The sequence below is a fragment of the bacterium (Candidatus Blackallbacteria) CG13_big_fil_rev_8_21_14_2_50_49_14 genome, from assembly GCA_002783405.1.
GTDB lineage: Bacteria > Cyanobacteriota > Sericytochromatia > UBA7694 > UBA7694.
The window spans coordinates 101,940-122,380 of sequence record PFGG01000020.1; the positions used below are offsets into that span (position 1 = coordinate 101,940).

The 20,441-nt window shown below is 49.7% G+C and carries 15 protein-coding genes; 5 read left to right on the top strand and 10 right to left on the bottom strand.

The genetic code is table 11. The features are described 5' to 3' along the window. The 4 genes from COW20_04560 to COW20_04575 are packed head-to-tail and all read right to left on the bottom strand — an operon-like array spanning position 1 to position 2,228. Entirely contained in the window at positions 1-432 is a 432-nt protein-coding gene (locus COW20_04560; protein ID PIW49926.1) for a hypothetical protein, read from the bottom strand. Between the two features lie 10 nt (positions 433-442). Continuing rightward, positions 443-1,429: a hypothetical protein gene (locus tag COW20_04565; protein PIW49927.1), complete on the bottom strand. Its 987-nt coding sequence runs from the start codon at positions 1,427-1,429 to the stop codon at positions 443-445. Continuing rightward, positions 1,429-2,040 (bottom strand): RNA polymerase subunit sigma, encoded by a 612-nt coding sequence (locus COW20_04570; protein PIW49928.1) that lies wholly within the window; start codon positions 2,038-2,040, stop codon positions 1,429-1,431. The genes COW20_04565 and COW20_04570 overlap by 1 nt, the downstream gene beginning before the upstream one ends. A gap of 2 nt (positions 2,041-2,042) precedes the next feature. Then, the gene (locus COW20_04575) at positions 2,043-2,228 is read right to left on the bottom strand and encodes a hypothetical protein (protein ID PIW49929.1); all 186 of its coding nucleotides are present in this window, start codon (positions 2,226-2,228) and stop codon (positions 2,043-2,045) included. Positions 2,229-2,288: 60 nt separating this feature from the next. Here COW20_04575 and COW20_04580 point away from each other — a divergent pair, with 60 nt between their 5' ends. Together COW20_04580 and COW20_04585 are read left to right on the top strand one after the other, a co-directional pair. Beyond that, positions 2,289-2,738: a bleomycin resistance protein gene (locus COW20_04580; protein ID PIW49930.1), complete on the top strand. Its 450-nt coding sequence runs from the start codon at positions 2,289-2,291 to the stop codon at positions 2,736-2,738. After that, positions 2,731-3,504 (top strand): hypothetical protein, encoded by a 774-nt coding sequence (locus COW20_04585; GenBank protein ID PIW49931.1) that lies wholly within the window; start codon positions 2,731-2,733, stop codon positions 3,502-3,504. The genes COW20_04580 and COW20_04585 overlap by 8 nt, the downstream gene beginning before the upstream one ends. On the opposite strand, the gene COW20_04590 is transcribed toward COW20_04585, so the two are convergent. Further along, a complete protein-coding gene (locus COW20_04590) occupies positions 3,471-5,072 on the bottom strand; it encodes a hypothetical protein (protein ID PIW49932.1) in 1,602 nt (533 codons plus the stop codon). The two genes, COW20_04585 and COW20_04590, sit on opposite strands and share 34 nt — an antisense overlap. A gap of 160 nt (positions 5,073-5,232) precedes the next feature. Then, positions 5,233-7,485 carry a hypothetical protein gene (locus tag COW20_04595; GenBank protein ID PIW49933.1) on the bottom strand — a complete coding sequence of 751 codons (2,253 nt, stop codon included), beginning with the start codon at positions 7,483-7,485 and terminating at the stop codon, positions 5,233-5,235. Positions 7,486-7,500: 15 nt separating this feature from the next. Between COW20_04595 and COW20_04600 the strand changes: the two genes are divergently transcribed. Both COW20_04600 and COW20_04605 read left to right on the top strand, forming a co-directional pair. Then, positions 7,501-8,961, top strand: a complete 1,461-nt coding sequence (locus COW20_04600) for a hypothetical protein (GenBank protein ID PIW49934.1) — start codon at positions 7,501-7,503, stop codon at positions 8,959-8,961. A 187-nt stretch (positions 8,962-9,148) separates the two neighbouring features. Beyond that, positions 9,149-11,770, top strand: a complete 2,622-nt coding sequence (locus COW20_04605; protein ID PIW49935.1) for a hypothetical protein — start codon at positions 9,149-9,151, stop codon at positions 11,768-11,770. Positions 11,771-11,794: 24 nt separating this feature from the next. On the opposite strand, the gene COW20_04610 is transcribed toward COW20_04605, so the two are convergent. Next, positions 11,795-12,727, bottom strand: a complete 933-nt coding sequence (locus tag COW20_04610) for a hypothetical protein (GenBank protein ID PIW49936.1) — start codon at positions 12,725-12,727, stop codon at positions 11,795-11,797. A gap of 46 nt (positions 12,728-12,773) precedes the next feature. After that, positions 12,774-14,804, bottom strand: a complete 2,031-nt coding sequence (locus COW20_04615) for a hypothetical protein (protein ID PIW49937.1) — start codon at positions 14,802-14,804, stop codon at positions 12,774-12,776. A 138-nt stretch (positions 14,805-14,942) separates the two neighbouring features. Here COW20_04615 and COW20_04620 point away from each other — a divergent pair, with 138 nt between their 5' ends. Continuing rightward, entirely contained in the window at positions 14,943-17,024 is a 2,082-nt protein-coding gene (locus COW20_04620; GenBank protein PIW49938.1) for a hypothetical protein, read from the top strand. Between the two features lie 86 nt (positions 17,025-17,110). On the opposite strand, the gene COW20_04625 is transcribed toward COW20_04620, so the two are convergent. Both COW20_04625 and COW20_04630 read right to left on the bottom strand, forming a co-directional pair. Then, a complete protein-coding gene (locus COW20_04625) occupies positions 17,111-18,592 on the bottom strand; it encodes a hypothetical protein (GenBank protein ID PIW49939.1) in 1,482 nt (493 codons plus the stop codon). A gap of 178 nt (positions 18,593-18,770) precedes the next feature. Then, on the bottom strand, positions 18,771-20,441 hold a 1,671-nt coding region (locus COW20_04630), incomplete at its 5' end, for a hypothetical protein (protein ID PIW49940.1).

The window sequence follows — 20,441 nt, forward strand, 5'->3', positions numbered from 1 at the left end:
TTATTTGAGAGAAACCAACTGTTGTTTCAAAAGCACCAGTTGTTCAGGACTCAATAGTTTGCGAATCGCCAAGAAATGGTCAAGAGACTCAGCTTTCAGCTTCGACTCCAGGGCCAGTTTTTCTTGAAGCAATCTGCGCACCAAATTGGGATTAGAAGCGGGCGACATTAAAAGCCGTTGAATCTCTTCCTGTTTTTGTTGAGCTTCTGCCTTCAGAACAATTGCCTTTTTGTTAAACTCAAGACGCAGAATATTGATCTTTTTGATTTGCTCTGAACTCAGATCCAAAGACTTCCAATCAATGGTAGAAGGAACTGCAGCAGGTTTATCGGATGCATCTTTCGCCAAAGATGGCGCGGCAAACACCCCGAGGCCGAAAACAAGACTGGCAGCAAAAGCCAGAATTCTTGAGGACAATTTTGTATTGTTCATAACCTCTCACCTACCCTCCTATTAAATTAGTATAGTCGTCAACGCTCAAATTATCCAGAGAATCATCGGAATTTGCAAATAATATATCTTCCGGCTGATTTTCCAATTGAATCACATGATCTGTGGGAACGACTGCTGAAATTCCTGCTTCCTGAGTGGAAGACGTTTGAGTATCCAGCATATGCTGGGAGAAAGAAACCAAAAGACCAAAGAAAGCAATCCCAGCCACCATGCGTGCATAACGGCCGCGTAAAAACATCGGAATTGCAAAAACTTTCTGTTTACGAACCTGAATCTCCTCAGGCTGAGGAAAGACCAGAATATCGGCTTGATCCAGACGGGCTTCGAGCGCACTGAAAAATGTTTCAGAGGCTTCGGGTACAGGCAAGGCCTGCAGCGCACGTTCCAGAACCTTTTCGTTCTGAGCCGTAACCGCATCCACCTGATCCAGGCGAGCTTCGAGCGCACTGAAAAATGTTTCAGAGGCTTCGGGTACAGGCAAAGCCTGCAGTGCACGCGACAAACTGTCAAAATGAGAGCTTTCGGATTGAGTTTCTGGTTCAGCGGATTCTGGTAGAGCAGACATCACGCGCGTTACAAAGTCAGAAGAAAAATCTGCGGGAGTTGGAAGAGCTTGAATCGCTTGAGACAAAACAGTGAAATTGTGAAGATGGGTCTGAGCAGTTTCAGAAAAACCGGGTTCTTCAGGAGCCCACTCACTGTCAGAAAAGGCTGAAAGATTTTCAAAATCTTCGCTGGGCTCTTCCTGTTCCCACCCCAAGGTATCGAGGCGGGCAAAGATTCCAGATTCAAAATCCATAGGGGGGGTCGCAAGATTCTTACAGGCCCGTGAAAGCGACTCCATATTGCGTACATCTACCAGAGCAGGAAAGTGCTCTCCTAAACAATTCTGAACCTCTTCAATCTGGGATCCAGTCAGTTCTTGATCCAGATAGGCGGAAAGATCATCAAAGGGCAAACCATCGTTGTTTAACATCAGACTTTTCTTTCCTCCTTTTCTTTCAGATAAACAGACAATTTAGAAATCAATTTTTCACGTGCACGGGCAATCCGTGACTTGACCGTACCCAAAGAAATATCCATGGCATAGGCGATTTCTTCATAGGACATGCCTTGAATCTCACGCATAATAATCACAGCGCGGTGAGAAGGCGGCAATTCACGTATCGCATCTTCAAGATGTTCCTGCCACTCGGTACGTAAGAGTTCTTCTTCAGGCAAGAGACCTGGGGCCTCCATTTCCATCTGAATACTGTCTCCGTCTTCAAGACGCAGATCATCATCCAACGAAAAAGCAATCTGATTGCCTTTTTGGCGCATCCGATCCCGAAAAGCATTGACGACAATACGATGTAACCAACTCCGAAAGGCAGCAGGAGACTTCAGCTTCCGAATTGATTGATAGACCTTTACCCAGACTTCCTGGGCCACGTCTTCAATTTCTTCTTTATCCTGCAAGAGCCGGTAAAGCACGGCGAACACCATGCCTTGGTAAGCTTTCACCAATTCCATAAAGGCTTGGCGATCGCCCTCCTGGCACTGCCGGATGAGCTGTTCCTGTTGTTCCTTCAGGGCACTGTTTATCATACTCACTTCGCAATGTCCTTTCTGGTATTTAATGTGACGTGGATCATGGCAGAAAGGTTCCCGTATTCCTCAAGTTTTTTAACAAAAAAAAGACAGCTTCTCGCAAAGACCCTATCTAAGCATAAAATACCCCTGTTTTCAAAAGCAAAGTCTTGGGTTCTCAAATTGGCCTCAGAAAAGAAAAACAAACTGAAATTTCGATCTCAATTTCTCTGGATTTTTAGCAAAAATAGCGTCACAATAGAAGTATGCAAAATCCAGCCAGCCCCATTCAGACAATTTCTCTAACACATATTGCACTTCGCGCGGCCTCACCCTCCCAAAGCGCTGCATTTTATACCCGTTATTGCAATCTCAAAATTTTACACCGACGGATGGATCAGGAAATGGGTGAAGATGTAGAGGTGATTTGGCTGGGAAATCCCGATCGTCTACCGGGTTTTGTCTTGGTTCTGATGCAAAATCAACCTGAGAGCTGTCCCAAAGGGAGTTTTCATCACCTCGGATTTGAAGTAGCCAGCAAAGATGATGTCGATCATTTGGCAAAAATCGCACAGTCTGAGGGTATTCTGGCCCTGCCACCCCAAGATGCAGGCCCAGTGGTAGGATATATCTGCGCACTGAAAGATCCCGATCAAAATCTGGTAGAAATCAGTTATGGCCAGATGATTATGCTTCGCAGAGAAGCCCATGCCTAGAAACCAGCTTTTCAATTTAGCGCTCAGCACGGCACTGCTCGTACAGATTTGCTTGCCCGTTCAAGCACTGCACCTGGTGGATCTCCCTGAAGGGCATCCTGCTGCACCGGCAGTTCAAAAGGCCATCCAGCGCTATCAACTTTTTGAAGCCTATCCCGATCAAACCTTTCGGGGAGAAGCTCCATTTACGCGTTACCAATTGGCTCAGGCCAGTTTTCAAATGTTGCGCTATTTGCAAGCATCCAAAAAAATTCAAATTGAAACCCCCTTGCTTCAGTTCGGCGCCTACCGCATTCTTTTGCAGGAAAACGGGGGCGACCTGCCCAAACGCCATTGGGCGATTGGAGCAATTCAAGAACTTTTCGCCCATGGTTTGATCAGTGCTGAAGACAATAAATTCCAAGGCCCGCTCAAAGTCAACCGCTATGCCCTGGCAGCACAAATTTACCGTTTTTTAAACTGGCTCAATTTAGAGCCCCTGAAAACAGAAACCTCTGCCCTGCCTCCATTCGCCACAGATATCCCAGCTCAGCATTGGGCACGACCCGCGGTTGAAAGCCTCTTAGAACAGGGGATCCTCACTCTCAATAGCCAAGGGCGCTTTCAGGGAGATCAGCCGGCCAATGGGTATGAATTGGCTTCCAGCTTGGTCAAGGCCATCGAATTGATTGAGAAATCAAGCCCACGCGAAACCCTTCGCCCCCAAGATCCCCACCTGCCTGTTTCTCGCGCTCAAATCCGGCGAGATGGTCGATTCTTGCCCTGAAAAGGCAAGTGCCAGACAGAATCTGCAAATTTTTCAAGCAAACGCTGATCATGACTGGTCAGTAAAACACTGCCGGCATACTGAGAGATGAGCATTTCCAAGGCTTCAATGGCCTCATAATCCAAATGGTTGGAAGGTTCATCCAAAAGCAAAAGGTCAGGAGCTTGAAGCAGAAGATGAATCAACCAAAGCTTGCGTTGTTGCCCTTCGCTGAGTAAGCCCAGCGCCTGCGCGTAATAATCACCGCTGATTCCCCACGCGCCCAAAAGCCTGCGCGCTTCAGCTGCCTGTTCCTGCTTAAAAATTTCGCGCGGAGCAAGCGACAATTGCTCAGCAGAAAACTGTTGGGGCAAATAACCCAAACGCAAACCTCTGGCGCGATAAATCTGCCCGGACAGCGGTTTCAGCTCTCCACTCAGCGTTTTGAGCAAGGTGCTCTTGCCTGCACCATTGGGCGCTTGCAAGGCCCATTTTTGCCCGCCCAAAATTTGGAAGGAAAGGGGAGCAAAATCACTGTGAGCTAAGATCAGTTCGCGCACGTCCAGGCAAACGCCCTGAAGTTTACGGGGCTCGGGAAAATGCATGCGATAGGTTTTATCAACCCAGGGCTTGACTTCCTGTAGTCTTTCTATGCGGGTGTCCATCCGCTCACGGGCCTGCACAGCTCGTTTCTGCAAGCGGGCTGCACGAGCCCCTTCAAAGCCAGAATCTACAGCGGCATGTTTCCCCCGCTCACGCTCAGCCCCCCAATCCCGATAATTCCGGCGCAAGCTTTTTAAATGCTCAAGTTCCCGCTCGATCCTTTGCTTCTCGCGTAGACGCTCCAAAAACTCCGCTTGGCGGGTGGCTGAAAAACAGGAATAATTGCCAGCATAAAGTTTGCCCGCTCCCCTTTCCAGATAGAAAATTTGATTCACGGCCTGATCCAAAAACCAACGGTCGTGCGAAATCACGCAAACAGCAGCCCTGCTGAGCGCCAAGGCATTCAAAAGATAGTTTAAGCCCACCTGATCGAGATCATGGGTGGGTTCATCCAAGAGCAGCAAGTCAGCCCCAGAAACAAAGGCCTTTGCCAAAACCAGCAAACGCTTCTCTCCTCCCGAAAAGGAATGAAAAGGTCGCTCATAGTCTTCAGGCTGAAAACCAAAGACTTCTGCCATCACCTGAGCCTGGGCCAATTTGGTATAACCATCCAAGGCAACAAAGTCTGCCAAATTTTCAGCATAGGCCAGAGGCTCAGGAAATCCAGCGGCTTCAGCCTGGCAAATGGCCAGCCAAAGACACGCTTCCTGGTCTGCCAAAAGATAAACAAGCAAAGGGGTGTCAGACTCAAGCGGTGAGGTTTGAGGAACAAGATAGGATACGCCAGAAACAGTGATCTCACCCAGATCTGCTTCGAGTTCCCCTCGCAAAAGCTGAAACAGCGTCGATTTTCCCGCGCCGTTTACCCCCACAATTCCCATCCGGGAACCCGCAAACACTTCAAGATGAAGTCCCTGAAAAAGCCAGTCCGTTGAACCTGGCCAAGTAAAAGAAAGTTCAGAAAGAGTCAAGATACTCGCAGTCATTAATACATCACGCTCCAGAATAGGTATTCATAAAAACTCTGGTTTTAGCGTGCGATTTTCATGGCTGGCGTCAGCAAGGCTCCTTATGCTTTACAAGATACGTTACGTTTTTTAAGTCGTAACGCTGATGAAAAAAGTTCCCTTGGGGCGAGATAGCGAACTAGAGAAATTCGCTTTCTTCGCCCCGGGCGATGGCCAGAATTTCTTCTGCTTCCCAGGGAGTTTGTGAATCGTATTCATTCACAAAGGCCACCCGTTTGACCTCCGCCAGCGAAGTCAAGCCTTGCGTAGCTTTAAAATAGCCATCCTCAGCCATAGAAACCAGTTTGGCTTCGGTTCGGGCAATGCCTCGAATTGTCGCCGCCGGTTTGCGCTCTAATACAGCTTCACGAATGGCTTCGTTAATCACCATCAGCTCATGAATAGCCACCTGGCCTTTATAGCCATGCTGACTACACTCAGCACAGCCGACAGGCTTCCAAAGCGGAAGCGCATCGGGTTCAACAGTTACCAAGCCAAGCAAATCCAAGGTTTCACGGGTGGGCACTTCAGATTGTTTACAATGGGGGCACAAACGGCGCACCAAACGTTGTGACAGCACAGCCACATGGCTGGAGGCAATCAAATAGGCCTCTAAACCCTGCGAGGCCAAGCGCAAAAGCGCGCCTGTGGCATCAAAGGCCGCATAGGAGGTCAAGACCTTGGCACCGCTCAAGGCCAGTTCTACGGTTGCAGCCAAGGTTTCAGGAGCATCCAATTCACTAACCATCAGGATATCGGGATCCAGATAGCTCATGGAGCGAATCATTTCAGCAAAACTGTCACCTCGCTCCTGACTCCAACCGCCTTGTACGGTTCCAGGAACCGTAAGCTCAATTGGGTTTTCAGCAGTAATAATCGAACGGTTCTGCTCATTGAGATAATTCATAGAAGCATAAAGCGTAGAGGTTTTGCCTGAACGCGCAGGCCCGGTGAGAATAATCAAGCCACCTGGTGTATTCAAAAGCTTTTGGTAACGGTGCAGGCAAAGCGGAGAAAAGCCTGTGCGCTCAAGGTTCAGGAGCAATTCCTGCTGTGTTCCCTGACGCTCTTGAAGATTCAGCACCATGGTTTCTCCCCAGAGGCTGGGATAGGTCGCCACCCCCAGCTCCAACTGTTTATCCATCAAAGTGGCTTTGACCCGGTTGCGTTGATGGGTCAGAACATTCTGAGGATTCAGGGCGCAGAGTTGTTTCAAGCGAGTCATCATTGGGCCCGCCAATTCCTGCGGCAAATCTGTTTTATGGTGCAAAACCCCGTCAATCCGGTAGCGAATGCGCAGATATTTCTCCTGGGGTTCAATATGGATATCGGAAGCCCGATCCTTGAGCGCGTTTTTAAACAGAAAATTAACGACGGTTTCTTCCTGGCGGCGCTGGGCATCGCTGGCATAGAGGCTAACACCGCCCACGGTCAGCGTAGATTCAGCACTTGAATCTACCCCCGCAGCGGGTGGAGACGAAACAGGTGCTGCCGGTGCTGAAACTGTTTTTTCTGAGGTTTCAGTATCATACAGGTCAGGCACTTCTGCATCATAGAGACTGATGCTGGCCAAGGGAGAAGGCGCATGGTTTTCAGGCAATTCAGCCTGAATCGGAGGCGGTTCGGGAGGGGGCGGTGGAGCAGCGACAGGCTGTTTGCGCAGCAGATATTCCTGTAAAGTGCCCTGCAAAGCTGAAGCAGGGGCGATGGCAGGCAAAACACGACAGCGGAACTGTTTTTCTATGTGGCGAATCGTGGCTTCATCCAAGGGGTCTTCCATGACCACGGTCATGCGTTCATCCTGCATATGCACGGGCAGAACACTTTTCTCGGTCAGGAACTGAAGCTCCAACTTCTCTAAAAGAGACAAATCAATCAATTCCAAAGAGGGTATAATGCGGGGCACGTCCAATTGAACGCTCAGCGCATCCACCAATTGATTTTCATTCAAGGCCTGCATTTCAAGCAAAATCTGACCCAGTTTTTTGCCTTTGATTTTTTCCTGAATTTGAACGGCTTGCTCCACATGCGCGGGCCGTACCACTTTCATATTGACCAAAAGTTCACCCAAAAGAATCCGCTTATTGTATTTGCGCAAAAAGCGCTGAAGCTCTTCAGGGCTGATCAGTTTCAGCTCCACACAAATCTGACCAAAAGGTTTATAGGTTTTGCCGGATTGAGAAATAAATTTCTGCTCTTTTTGAATTTCCAAAACCTTCGCCAAAGCATCTGTCGTGAGATAGCCTTCTTTGACCAACAATTCACCCAATTTAAAACTGGGCCTGGGAGGAGTCACTTGATTCATGTTTGGTTTGCCTGCATATTCACAAATTATAATTAGAATTGTAACCCAGAGCATGAAAGGCATGAAAGCCAGCATCGGTTTTGCCATGCTAACCTGAAAACAATGCGTACTTCAACCCTCATCGATTTTCAGTCAGAAACACCCACTTTGGCCCCCAAACATTCTTGGCCGCTTACTCTGGGCTGGGTAGGCACAGGAGCCGCTCTGTTTATTTTATGGACGCATTCAGAAATCTGGCTGCTGGCAGGGGCCTTGCTCTATCTGGCCTGGAAAGGATTTGTCAATGGTTATACTCAAAAGGGCAAAGCTTACGCCTATGCGGCACAAATCCAAACAGCCCTGAAGTATCTGAGCCTTGCACACAAGCTCAACCCCTGGTATTCACCCTGCCTGCTGGCCCTTGCCCATTTATACGCCGATCAGGGAAATTGGCCCAAAGCCAAAGACCATTACCAAAGAGTGCTTCAACAGGTTAGCAATCAGATTGAAGCTTGGAACGGTCTGGGTTTCTGTTATTTGGCTGAAGAAAAATACCAGGAAGCAGGTCACGCCTTTCAAAAGGCCTATCAGATTCGGCGAGGAGACCCCAAACAGCAGGGAGCAGCCGAAATTGACTGGGAACAAAGTCAGTCTCTCCCCCGCTTCAACCGCTTAAAATTAAACCATGAAGAAGAACAGTTGCATTATCTGCTGGAGCAGCAGCACTTGCCTGAAAGCTTCACTACTCAATGGCTTCACCTCAGAAATTGGCTCACAAAACTGGAAGCAGATCCCACAGCACCGGTCTTTGTGCAGCTCACACCCGAAGATCCTTTGCTCAAAAACTGGGGGCACAATCTGCACCTCTATCTGCCTCCCCGGCAGTCAAGCCCCTGTCTGAAAGTCCAAAACTGGCAAAGCCTCAGCCAAAATTTTCAAGCCAACCAGCAGATTTGGTGGGATGATTTTTTAAGCCCCGCCAGCCTGGCAGAACTGCAAAGATTTTGCTGGGAAAGCACGTTCTGGCATGATGGCAGCCGCCAGGCGGGATATCTGGCCAGCACAGTAGATGATGGCTTTCAGTGTCCCTTGCTTTTTCAAATTGCCGATGAACTTCGCCATCGTTTTCCTGAACTGCTAAAGGCCTATCCCCTGGTTTATCTCTGGGCTTTTAAATGCGACAGCAGAGGGCAAGGCGTTGCCCTTCACAATGACAGCGCCAGTATCAATCTCAATTTTTGGATTACACCCGACAGCGCCAATCTCAATCCTGAAACAGGGGGCCTGCTGATTTACCCCCAGGAACCCCCTCAAGAATGGGATTTTGAAACCCTGCGCATGGATCAGGCAGGGATTGAGACCTGGCTGAAAGCCCATCCGCAAGAACCAGTACGGATTCCCTACCGCTGTAATCGGGCGGTCTTGTTTAAGTCCCGCTTGTTTCACACCAGTGACGAAATCCAGTTTCAATCCGGCTATTTGAATCGACGCATCAATATCACCCTGCTCTTTGGTCAAAAGGGCCTGGGCTATTACCCCCGCCCCAAAGTGATCCCTGTTTGCTCCTCTATTTCAGGTATTTAAAATGGGTTGGACAAGCATATAAATCTTGTTCAAAACATATGAATTCATTCAGACTGCTTGCTTTTCAAGGCTCCGTTTTTGTAGAATCGAAGAATCAGAGTGCAGCAAGAAAAAAGCAGGGAACGGGATAAGTGAGCGTACAGGAGAGCTATTTATCTTTTAAAAACACGTACTGCGTAAATGCAATATGGATGTAATCAAAGTCGAACAGGCTGCCGATTACCTCCAATGTGCCGTCAGTAAAATTTATCGGCTGATTCACAACAATCAACTCAATGCTCAGAAAGTCAACCGCTATTGGTTTATCTGTCAGCGTTCTTTGCGCACATTCTGGTTTGACGAGCTTCGCCAACAAGCTCTTGAACATCTTGAAAAAGAAGATTTTCCTGCCGCCATGCGTTTTTATCAACTGCTGGGCAAACACTTTCCCAATCAAGTAGACGGTTGGTATGGCCAAGGCCAGGTCGCCCTGCAAATGGGTGACCACAAAGAAGCGCTGAAGTATTTGCGCAAATGCTTGAAAGAGTTTCCCGATTATATCCCCGCCCACCTGGCCCTGGCCCAGCTTTATTATGTGAGAGAAAGTTATGCAAAAGCGCTGCAACACTATCAATTTCTCTTTGATAAAGCCCCTGAAGATCTTCAAATTCTGTATAATCTGGGCCTGACCCTGGCCGCCCTGCAGCGCCCACGCGAAGCCCATCAGTTTTTTCGCACGGCCATCGCCATGGATCCGGGTTATAGCAAACCCTACTACGCTTTGGGTTTTTCTTATTACAGTCAGGGAAATACCACGAAATCACTTGAATATTATCAAGCAGCACTGGCGCTAGAGCCCGACAACAGCAGTTATATGGCCAGTATTGCCACCAGTCTCTATGCACAAAAAAATTATACGCAGGCCATTGAATGGTTCCAAAAAGCCCTCAAAACAGACCCTTCCCAGGTAGACCTCTATTTCAGCCTGGCCCTGGCCCAGGAAGACGGTGCCCAGGAAAAGGACGCCCTTGTTTCTTACCGCAATTATCTGAAATATTTCCCCTACTGCGCCGATGCCTGGTACAATCTTGGGCTTCTCAATCTGCGCCAGCAAAATCTGGATGAAGCGCGTCGCTGTTTACAAAAAAGCTTGGATCTCAATCCAGAAAACAGTTTGGCTCACAACCATCTGGGCTTGGTTTTAAGTCACCAGCAACAGTTTGAAAAAGCCCTTGCGAGCTATCAACGGGCCCTGAAGGGCACCGAGGAAAGCTCTGAGAATGCTGATCTGACAGCTGAAATTCACCACAATCAGGCCTTGACCCTGCACGCCATGAAAAATTATCCCCAAGCCTTGCAAGCCTGCGAAACAGCTCTCAAAGCCAAACCTGATTTTCTCAACGCCCAACTCACCCAAGCCCATCTCTATTTTGAACAGGGTGAAGCACAAGCTGCAGCTGAGAGTTATCAAAAGATCCTCAAGCAGGGCTATCAAAGCGAAAAGGTCTATTACTATCTCGGGCTGGCTTCTCATCAGTTGAATCAATTGGATCAGGCTCTGGATGCCTACCGCCAGGCACTGGAAATTAAGCCCGATTTTTACCCGGTTTATAATGCCTTGGGCTATGTCTGGCAAAACCGCAAAGAATATCTCAAAGCTATCAAGTTTTATTATCGGGCCTTGGCGCTGTCCCCGACCTATACCCGCGCCATGTACAATCTCGCGCTGGTTTTTACCGAACAGCGCGACTTTAAACAGGCCTTGAAATGGTATCAAAAAACCCTCGAACATGACCCTGAGCATATCGAAGCCTATATCAATCTGGGTTTTACCTACGATAACCTCAATCTGCTGGACAAGGCGATTGCCTGTTACCGTCAGGCCCTCGATAAATCAGGTCAAACCCCCAGCCTCTATGTCATTCTTGGACTGGCCTATGCCCGCGCCCGCAAATTGGATGATGCCATTGCCACCTATCGCCTGGCGCTGAAACAATTGCCCCAGGAAGCCAGTGAACTGTATTATCTGATCGGGCTGGCCTATCTTAGCAATCAAAGCAAAAGTGACAAAGCCATCGAAGCCTTTGAAGCCGCGATAGCGCATGCACCTGATCAAACCCACAGTGACGCCTCCCTGCATTTGGGCAATCTCTGGTTGAACCGCCAGGAACTCGACAAAGCCATTGCCTGTTACCGCGATGTAATCGCCTCTGATCTGCAGGCCGCCCACGCCTATATCGCGCTGGCCAATGCCTATCATCTCAAGGGCGAAGCTGAAAAAAGTCAAAAATACAGTCGCATGGCCTTAAAAATTCAACGCAATGACCCCGAAATTCTGTATCAAGTTGCCCTCTTGAATTTTCGCCAGGACCGCTGGCGGCAAGCCCTGGAGTTATTCCAGGAGGTGATCAGTCTAAACCCCGATCACGCTGGAGCCTATAACTATATGGGCAGTATCTTCAGATCACTGGGGTATCATGCCAAAGCCATTGCCGCCTTTCAAAAGGCACTTTCACTGGACCCTGAGTATTGCGTCGTGCATTTGAATTTATCATATACCTGCTTTGATATGGGCAATACTGAAGAAGCCCTGCAACATTGCAAAGAAGCCATCGCCTGCGAGCCCGATTGCTCAAATACCTATTATTGGTTGGGTCATCTCTGCTATAGCCAGGAAGACTGGCAGGGCGCCATCAGCGCCTTTGAAAAAGTGCTTGAAAAAGATCCACAGCATGAAGAAGCTTTAAAGTGGTTGCCTTTGGCAAAAAAACATTGGATCCGCAAACGCAATACAGGCCCCCTCTCTTTGAAGATCGGGGGCCTGCCTTAGGCTCTTGCCAGCGACTGACAGTTCTTACCAGTCTTTCAGACGGCGGTAGGCGCGCTGAGCGTCAGAGGTATAAGAACTTCCCCCCTCAGAACGCAAAAGACGGGTAAAGGTTTCAGTTTCTGACCAGCGACTGTCGTAGGGTTTCATCAGATTGTCAATCAAACGGTAATCACTGCGCGCATCCTGGGTACTGTCTCTTTCAGCCCGCAGAAGATTCACATAGGTATCTGTGGCATTGCTGCGCGATTCATTGCGACGCAGACTGTTATCAATCATATTGAAACTGGTACGGGCCTCATAGGATCGGCCCCGACCGCCTTCTGCACGCAAAACCTGTAAAAAGGCATCGGTGACTTCAGAGAGCGATTCGCCAGAGCGGCGGGCAGAACGGATCAGCTCAAGATTCTGACGGGCATCAATACTATCGGCTTCAGCACTCAGCAAACGGCTATAGGCTTCGCGAACTTCCCAATCCCCTGAATGATAGGGATCACTGCCCCAGGGAAGGGAGTTGTGGTTGTCAAAGGGATCCTGGTCAAAGGGATCTTGGCCATAGGGATTGTGATTATTAAAGGGGTCGTGGCCAAAGGGGTCATGGGGCATGACAGGAGGTTTGGGATAGACAGGCTGATGAGGTTTATTGAAAGGGTCATGGCCGATCGTATTGCCAGGATAGTTGGGCTGGTGGGGTTTATTGAAAGGATCATTGCCCCAGGGACGATCGTTGGGAATCACGGGCTGACTGAAATCAGGTTTCTGACTGGGCTTACTAAAGGGATCAGAGCCAAATTGAACGCCCTGCGAAGGAACTGAACCCCGGCGGGAATCACTCTTGAAACTGTCACGGAACGGATCTGCGTTGTGAGCAGGAGCATCTGGAATAATGGGACGGGAAGAAGGACGTGAAGAAGGAACTGAATTGAAGGGATTGGATCCATGAACACGCAGGTCAGCCATGAGACACCTCGATTTTACTTTAGCTTAACCTGAATATAGAAACCATTTAACAAAAACTTGCGTATTTTTTGCTTAATTCCACTTGTAAAATTTGCTCTAAGTCGCGTAAACCCGCTAAATTCTCAAACAAAGCCCCCTGCTGGTTTTTGATCTGGGCCCTGAAGGCTTGATTCAATCCACAATCCTGGGCCAGAGCCAAGGCCAAATCCACATAGGCGTCCGGATCTGAAGCCACCAAGCCCTCAATTCCCATGGTCTGGTAAAAGCCTTGGGTGAAGCGCCCCCGCAAAAACTCACCTGGCAGGGTTACAATCGGGCAAGCCTGGGCCAAGGCTTCGTAAGAAGTATTGCCCCCGCCAAAATGCAGGGGGTCTAAAATGACATCTGCACAGGCCAGTAAACGTTCAAAACGCGGCTGCGGCAGACGGGGGAAAAAGCGAATCTGCGGCAGGCATTCAGGCATGACCGCTTGCCAGCGTTTGAGTAATAGTGGTTTCCAAGCCAGAACAGGGGGTTCAGGCACAAACAATTCGGCCTGGGAATCCCTTTGCAGAATCGCTTGCAGCATCCCATCAAAGTCTGGGTGAAATTTAAACAGGCTCTGCGGGCAAAGATAAAGATGCTTGCCTTCAGACAAGCCAAATTCTGAACGCGAAACAGAAACAGGTACTGCCAAAGGATAGACCGGATGCAAATGCGCTAAACGCAACAGACGCTCACTGTAATGGGCTTCAGCCCCCTCTGGTTCAAGCACCTGGTTTGAAATAAACAGGTCGATTTCTGGCAAACCCGAGGTCAAGGGGTGGCCCCAAGTCACCGCCTGAAGGGGTGCAAACCGGCCCATCGCCAGAAACCAGGAACGGGGATCCATGCCCAGATCCAGCCAGATCAAAATATCCAGTTCAAGTGCTGCCAGGCACTGACGGGCCTGCTGAAAATCACCCGGCAAAACACAGACCCGATCAGCCCGCTCCTGCACAGATTGTCCCAGCGCATCCTGCACCGGCTCGAAGCAGATCACGGTGCGCTCAAAACTTTGTACATCCCAGGCTGCCAACATGCCTGCAAAAATTCTGGCAATGGTATGCTCGCGCAGGTGGGTAGAGGCAAAACCAATTTTGATTCTGGCCTGAGGGGGGCCCTTGTAGTTTTCACAATGGGTCGCACGAAACGCCAATTCCGGGCAGGCCTGAAGATAGATTCTTGCCAACTGACTCATAAAATCCCGATCCTGCCCCCCTTGATAAGCCAGATAAAAGGGCAGCCCCACCCCTTCTCGCCAGGGGTCGTGAATTCGGGGAGGTTTTTCTTCAAGGGCATTTAATTCAGCTTGAAAACGCGTTCGCCAAGCTTCAATGTCTTCACGACTTGGGTAAAGAGGGGGCAAGAGCAAGGCCTTCTGCACGCGCACCAGGGGATCGGGGCGCAAAGCCCAAGCCCGCTCAAGTGCACGCCCCGCCTCAGTGGTTTGCCCCTGGGCCCGCAATACCTGCGCCAGATTTAACCAAGCTTCAGGCCAGTCGGGCGCAACCTGCAAGGCCTGTTGAAAGCAAAACCCAGCGTTTTCAAGCTGAAAGAGCGCCAGATAGAGAACGCCTTGGTTATTCCAGGTTTGCGCACGTTCTGGATTGAGCGCCAAAGCCTGCTGAAAAGCCGCCAAGGCCTGTTCTGTTTGCCCCTGACGCTGAAGCACCACCCCCAACGCATCCTGGGCGGGTGCCAAGACAGGGTTTTCTTGCAAAGCCCTGCGCAAAGCTTTTTCAGCCGCTGGTAAACGCCCTGTTTCAAGCAAAAGACGCCCCCAACCCAACCAGGCCAAAGCCTGGCTGGGTTCTTGGTTTAAGCTTTGAAGATAGGCGTTTTCTGCCTTTTCCATCTGCCCCTGTTCAAGCCAAAGATTGCCCAGATTGAGCAAAATCATTGGATGATTGGGTAATTCAAACAAAAGTGCAAGATAAAGTGTTTCCGCCTGCTCTAAGGCCCCTTGCTCCTGCAAGTGCAAGGCTTGAGTAAAACGGGTCTGTTGATCAGAAACGGGGTTTTGATTCAATTCAGACATTCCGAAAATCCCTTCCATTCAAGCCAGCGCATAAATAGAGTAAACTTGTTTCTGCCACACGATCTCTTTTATGATAACAATACAAGGGTGTCATCACAGGATGAAAGTGATAAAAAGGATCCCCCGCCCCCATCATTAAGCCAGGAAAACCATCGCATGAAACTCTCTCCCTCCTTCGAAACCGCACTTACCCTCTTTCAACAGGGTCAATTGGGGCAGGCAGCCCAGATTTGCCAGGAAACGCTGGAAACCAGCCCACAGAATGCCGAAGCCATGCATCTACTCGGCCTGATTGATTTTCAACAGGGCCAGGCACCTCAAGCCGCAGACTGGATTGCCAAGGCCCTGGAAACAGATCCCCAGAATCCTTTCTATCACGGCAATCTGGCTTCGGTTTTGCGCAGCCTGGGCCAGTACGAAGAAGCTTTAAAACATGCCCGCAAAGCCTTAAAAAAGCAGGAAAACTCCCCCGAACTTCACAACAATATTGGCTCAATGTATCAAGAAGCGGGTCAGCCCGGCAAAGCCCGCCAACATTTCCGCGAAGCACAACGCCTCAAACCCAATTTTGCCGATGCCTGGTATAATCAAGCCCTGCTTGAAATTCGCCAGGGCCAAACAGAGGTGGCTCTGAACTGTCTCGAAAAATTATTGAAATTTGCCCCCGATTATGCTGAAGCTTGGTTTCAACGGGGATTGCTATTGCAAACCAGTGAAAAAAAAGAACAAGCCCTGCACAGCTATCAGCACTGTTACCAATTGCAACCCCAGCATTTTCAGAGCATCTGCAATGCGGGCGTGCTTTTGCAGGCCTTGGGCCGCCCGGTGGATGCCTTTCACCACTACCAAAAAGCGCTTGAAATTCACCCTCAATATGCCCAGGCAGCGTATAATCTGGGCACCCTTTTTGAGGAAATGGGAGAATTTGAAAAAGCCTTGCCCAGCTACGAAGCGGCCCTGCGTTTTGACCCTGGTTTTGTACAGGCTGCACTGAACCTGAGCAAAGTGCTGCTTGAACTGAACCTGCCCGATAAAACCCGTGATTTGCTTGAACAGGTCGTTAGCGCCTTGCCCGAACAGTTGGATGCCTGGATCTTACTGGGCAACGCCTGGGAAGCCTTGCTGGAGCCCTCAAAAGCAGCTGAGGCCTATCAAATGGCATTGAAACAAGCTCCGCACCACCTGGGGGCACGTTATAATCTGGCTTATCTGGCCCAGGAACAAAACCAGGTAGAAACCGCTCTGCAAGGCTATGCCGAGGTACTGAAAGACGATCCTGAATTTGTGCAGGCGCACTATAATACAGGCTTTTTAAAACTCTTAAAGGGCGAGTTTACAGAGGGTTGGGAAGAATACGAATGGCGCTGGCGCATGCCAGGCATGCATTTGTTTGAGCAGGGCCAAACCCCCTTTTGGCGAGGAGAAAACCTCAACAAAAAGCATTTACATCTAGTGGCTGAACAAGGCTTTGGCGATACTTTGCAATTTGTGCGTTACCTGCCCCTGCTCACAGCCCAGGGCGCGCAAGTCAGCATGAGCTGCCAAGCAGAAATCAAAACGCTACTTGAGGCTTCTCTGCCTGAAATTGAGCTCCATGCACTCAATAGCCCCATTCCCCCAGCGGATTACTGTCTGCCGCTTTTGTCTTTACCACGGGTGATGCAGACTCAACGGGAAACCATTCCCGCACAGATCCCCTATTTGAAGGCTCCTGAAAGTAAAACCCAAACGCTTTCAGCGTCGGGATTAAAAGTGGGTTTGGTCTGGTCAAGTGGTTTTCGCAATGAAAAAATCCTCTATCAGGTCTACCAAAAAAAATCACTTCGTCTTGAACAGTTTCAAGAATTATTGGGCCTGTCAGGGGCAAGCTTTTACAGCCTGCAGAAGGGGGTGGAACAGGCAGAAATAGAACCTTTGCAAGCAAAATTTCCCCAATTGCATGATCTTGCCACCTCGATTCACGATTTCGCCGATACCGCAGCCTGGATGAATTGCCTGGATTTAATCATCAGTGTAGATACTGCTACAGCACATCTGGCAGGCGCTTTGGGCAAGCCCACCTGGGTGCTCTTGCCCTTCAGTGCAGATTGGCGTTGGCTGCAAAACCGTTCAGACAGCCCTTGGTACCCCAGCATGCGCCTGTTCAGACAAGAAGCCCCAGGCAACTGGCAAGGTGTCTTGTCAGAGCTGCAATCAGCTTTGAAGCAAAAGCTTGCCACTGGTGCCTTTGAAAAATAAACAAAGGTTTTACAAACCCTTCGGTCTTAGCAAATAAGCCAAAATGTCCCGCTGAATTCAGCGGGACATTTTGGTGCTTAAAGCCTTTAGGGGGCCACAAAACTGATCGAAGGCTCAGACATAAATTTACCGGCAATATCCAGCAAGCCACTGAAACTTACCGTACATTTATCGCCGGTATTAAACAGATTATCGGCAGCATCGACCGAAACCATAACGCGATTGACCCCTGTAAAGACCGCAACCGCTGAAGCAGGCAAAGTCACAGGGGTGCCATTGCAATTCAGACTGTAATTCTTGGCTGCAACCGCAGCTGTGACAAAAGCATTGCCCGCAGGTGCAGAACCCGTTTGATTATTGGCGCCGCCCACCACAGTTTTGGTCGTGGTCAAGTCAAAATACAAGTCCTTAGAAAAATTCAGGAAAAAATTATCGCGGGGTGAAATCTCTGAGCCCACGCCGGTCACACGGGTTGCCTCAAGATTATCTGTAACTGAAAAGGGCAAAAAGGCCTTGTACTGGGTGCCCACCAAAAAGGGGCCATCTTCGATATCCACAATTTCAGTGGTGGTACCCCCCGGCACGTCTTTGATCACGGTAGAGGTTGAAATATTGGCCTGGCGGGCTTTATTTCCATCTACGTCTTTGATACCACCGGTATCCGCGTTGCCACTGCCATCATTATAAGAAAGAATCACACGAAAACGGCGATCCGAGGCAATTGGCAGACCGTATTTGGGAGTCAGACGAATCACGCGATCGGTATCCCATTCAAAATTAAAATGGCGGATATCATAGACAGAATCAGTCGGCGTGCCACGTACCGAGATCGGTTTGGCAATGGGGGTGCCCACCGACATTTTCACATCACTGTCGGGTGAATTGGACTGAAGGGCAAAAGAGCGCTGCACTGATTCTTTGTTCATATTTTCGCTGAAAGTCAATTCAATCACGCCATTGGCATTGAATGACTCTGAATAAGCAGGCTTGGTCATGACCACTTCGGGCTTGTTTGAAATGGCATATTGATCGCCCTTAAACTCCATATCCAGCTTGGTTTCAAGCGCAGAAAGCGAAGCCAGACGCTTGCGGGTGGTATAACCCGGCGCGGTGACACTCACCTCCATGGTTTTTTGAGTGGGAATGTCTTTGATAACATGGTACCCATTCTCTAAAGTCGCGGTGCTTTCAAAAACCAGCGTAGGATCATTGGATTTGACTTTGACAATGGCATTGTTCAAGCGGGAGCCCAAATCATCAAAGACCAGAACCCGTAACATAGAGGTAATTTCAGGGGTGGGGGTAGGCACAGGTGTTGCCGTGGGTATGGCTGTGGGCACCGGAGTGGGGGTCATGTCAGGGACGGGGGTCGGGGTCGCTACAGGAATCACGGTGGGTAAAGGGGTGGGCACAGGTGTTGCCGTAGGAATTGCCGTGGGCTCGGCGGTAGGCGTTGCTGAGGGAGAGGGGGCGGGGGTGCTCAAAGGAGGGGTGGGGATTTGCGTGGTCTGACAGGCGGTTAGCAGGATCAAACTGGTGAGGCCCCAAAGATTTTTACGCTGTTTCATTGCATTGCTCCATCTCGTTGATCATCTTGATACCCTTTCATCATCCATGCTGAACGGTGCAAATGCAAGTATTTTAAACACGCACCTCTAAAAAAGACGCCCCGAAGGCAGGAAAGGTTCCCTGCTTTCGGGGCGTGTCGCTGGTCTTGCGAGCAGCGACAGATTTGAACGAATAAGCTTAGCTGGCGTTCGCTGAAGCGTTATCGCGTGAAGAATCCAAGGTATTACCTGCAGGATCCAGAACGGTGCTGTTCACTTTGATGCGAACGGTATCACCCGGTTTGTAGATATTCAGTTTGCCATTCACTGCAGTGTTGGGATAGACAATAAATCCACCGCTGGGTGCATTTAATTCACCCGTTGCAAATGAACCAGCTTGAGGAATGGTAACCATCAGAACATCTTTACTGGAAGAAGCTTCTTTTGCTCCTGTCGCCAAAGCCAGGGTCATGGTATCATTGGCATCCCAAATCCGCGCCATGCTGCCTGCAGCCCCTGAATTGGTTTCAGTGACGGTGAAAAGACCGCCAGTGCTGAGCAGCTTAGAGTTCAGCTGATACTGAGTTTGAGCCACATCGCTGGCAATCACCCAAATGCCGTTGGGATGAGCAGCATTGCCCAATTTAGTGGTTGCAAAGGCACCTGAAGGATTCAGACGGGCAGCCGCAACGGTTTTGCCATTGCGGGTGGGAGCAGCAGCCAAACCGACACGCAGGAAATTTCCTGCTGCCAAAGCCGCTGAACCCAAAGCACGGTTCACAGACCAACCGGTCGACATGCCGTTCAAAGCGTTAAATACCTCAGCATCGGTACCGTTACCACCTGCATTAACCTGGGCAGAAGTAGCAGTTTCTGAAGTGCCATCGGTATAGCGGAAATCAACAGAAATCGTATCTCCACCGGCAGTTGCGCCTGATACAGTGGTGAATGAGGCCAGCGAAGGTGCGCCACTGACAACAACCAGACCTGTGGCGGGCGCATTCAAAGCATCATTTGCAAAAAGCCCTGTCTGGCGAATAACAGCCACAGCCACATTTTTACCTGAATTTTGAGCCGTTGCTGCCAAGGTATAGGTAATGCTGTTGGTTGCAGCAATATTACCAGCCCCGGCAGCATTGGTTACGGTCCAACCTGTATTACCTGTCAATGTAGTGTTTAAGAGCGTCTGAACCTGTGCGGCATTGTCTGTTGCACCAGAAGCACCCGAAGTGACGGTAGCTGCAGCGCTTCCATCTGTGTAATAGTATTCAACCGTCAGAGCTCTGGATTGTGTTGCCCCCGCAGCAACAGCAGCACCTGTCGCCGTAGCAGAACTGGTATTGCGGAAGAAAGAGGCCGCAGCCTGCGTGCTGGTCGTACCATCAGAAAGCAGATAAACAGGAGCTGTTGTACCCAGATTGCTAGGGCGTGCAGCCACAGTAGAACTCAAAGTAGTCTGAGAAGGTGGCAAGAGCAATACGGTCTTGTGGGTCAGGTCGGTGGTGTCATAAACCGCAGTACCGCCCAAGGCACCCCAGGTACCGTTATAGGTGGTTACGCCACCGGTTTGAACGATGGTGGTATTGTAGTTCTTAGCGGTTGCAGTGCTGGTAGCGATGGTGCCACCGGGATAAGCGGCTGCAGCCTTGGTATCAGAACCCGCAGTGTTTTCCATGCCCCCCGCAATCGAGATATCGCGGGTATAGATGATCATGCGCTCGCTGTAGCGAACACGAACCGCGTCACCATTCTGGCCACCGTTTTCGTTGGTTTCAGCGGTAATACTGCTGATCGTGGGCTTCACTTCGTCGGTTTTGATTGCGAATTTGTAAGACTCTTCAAAATCACCATCGGTCAGTTTGAAGTGTTT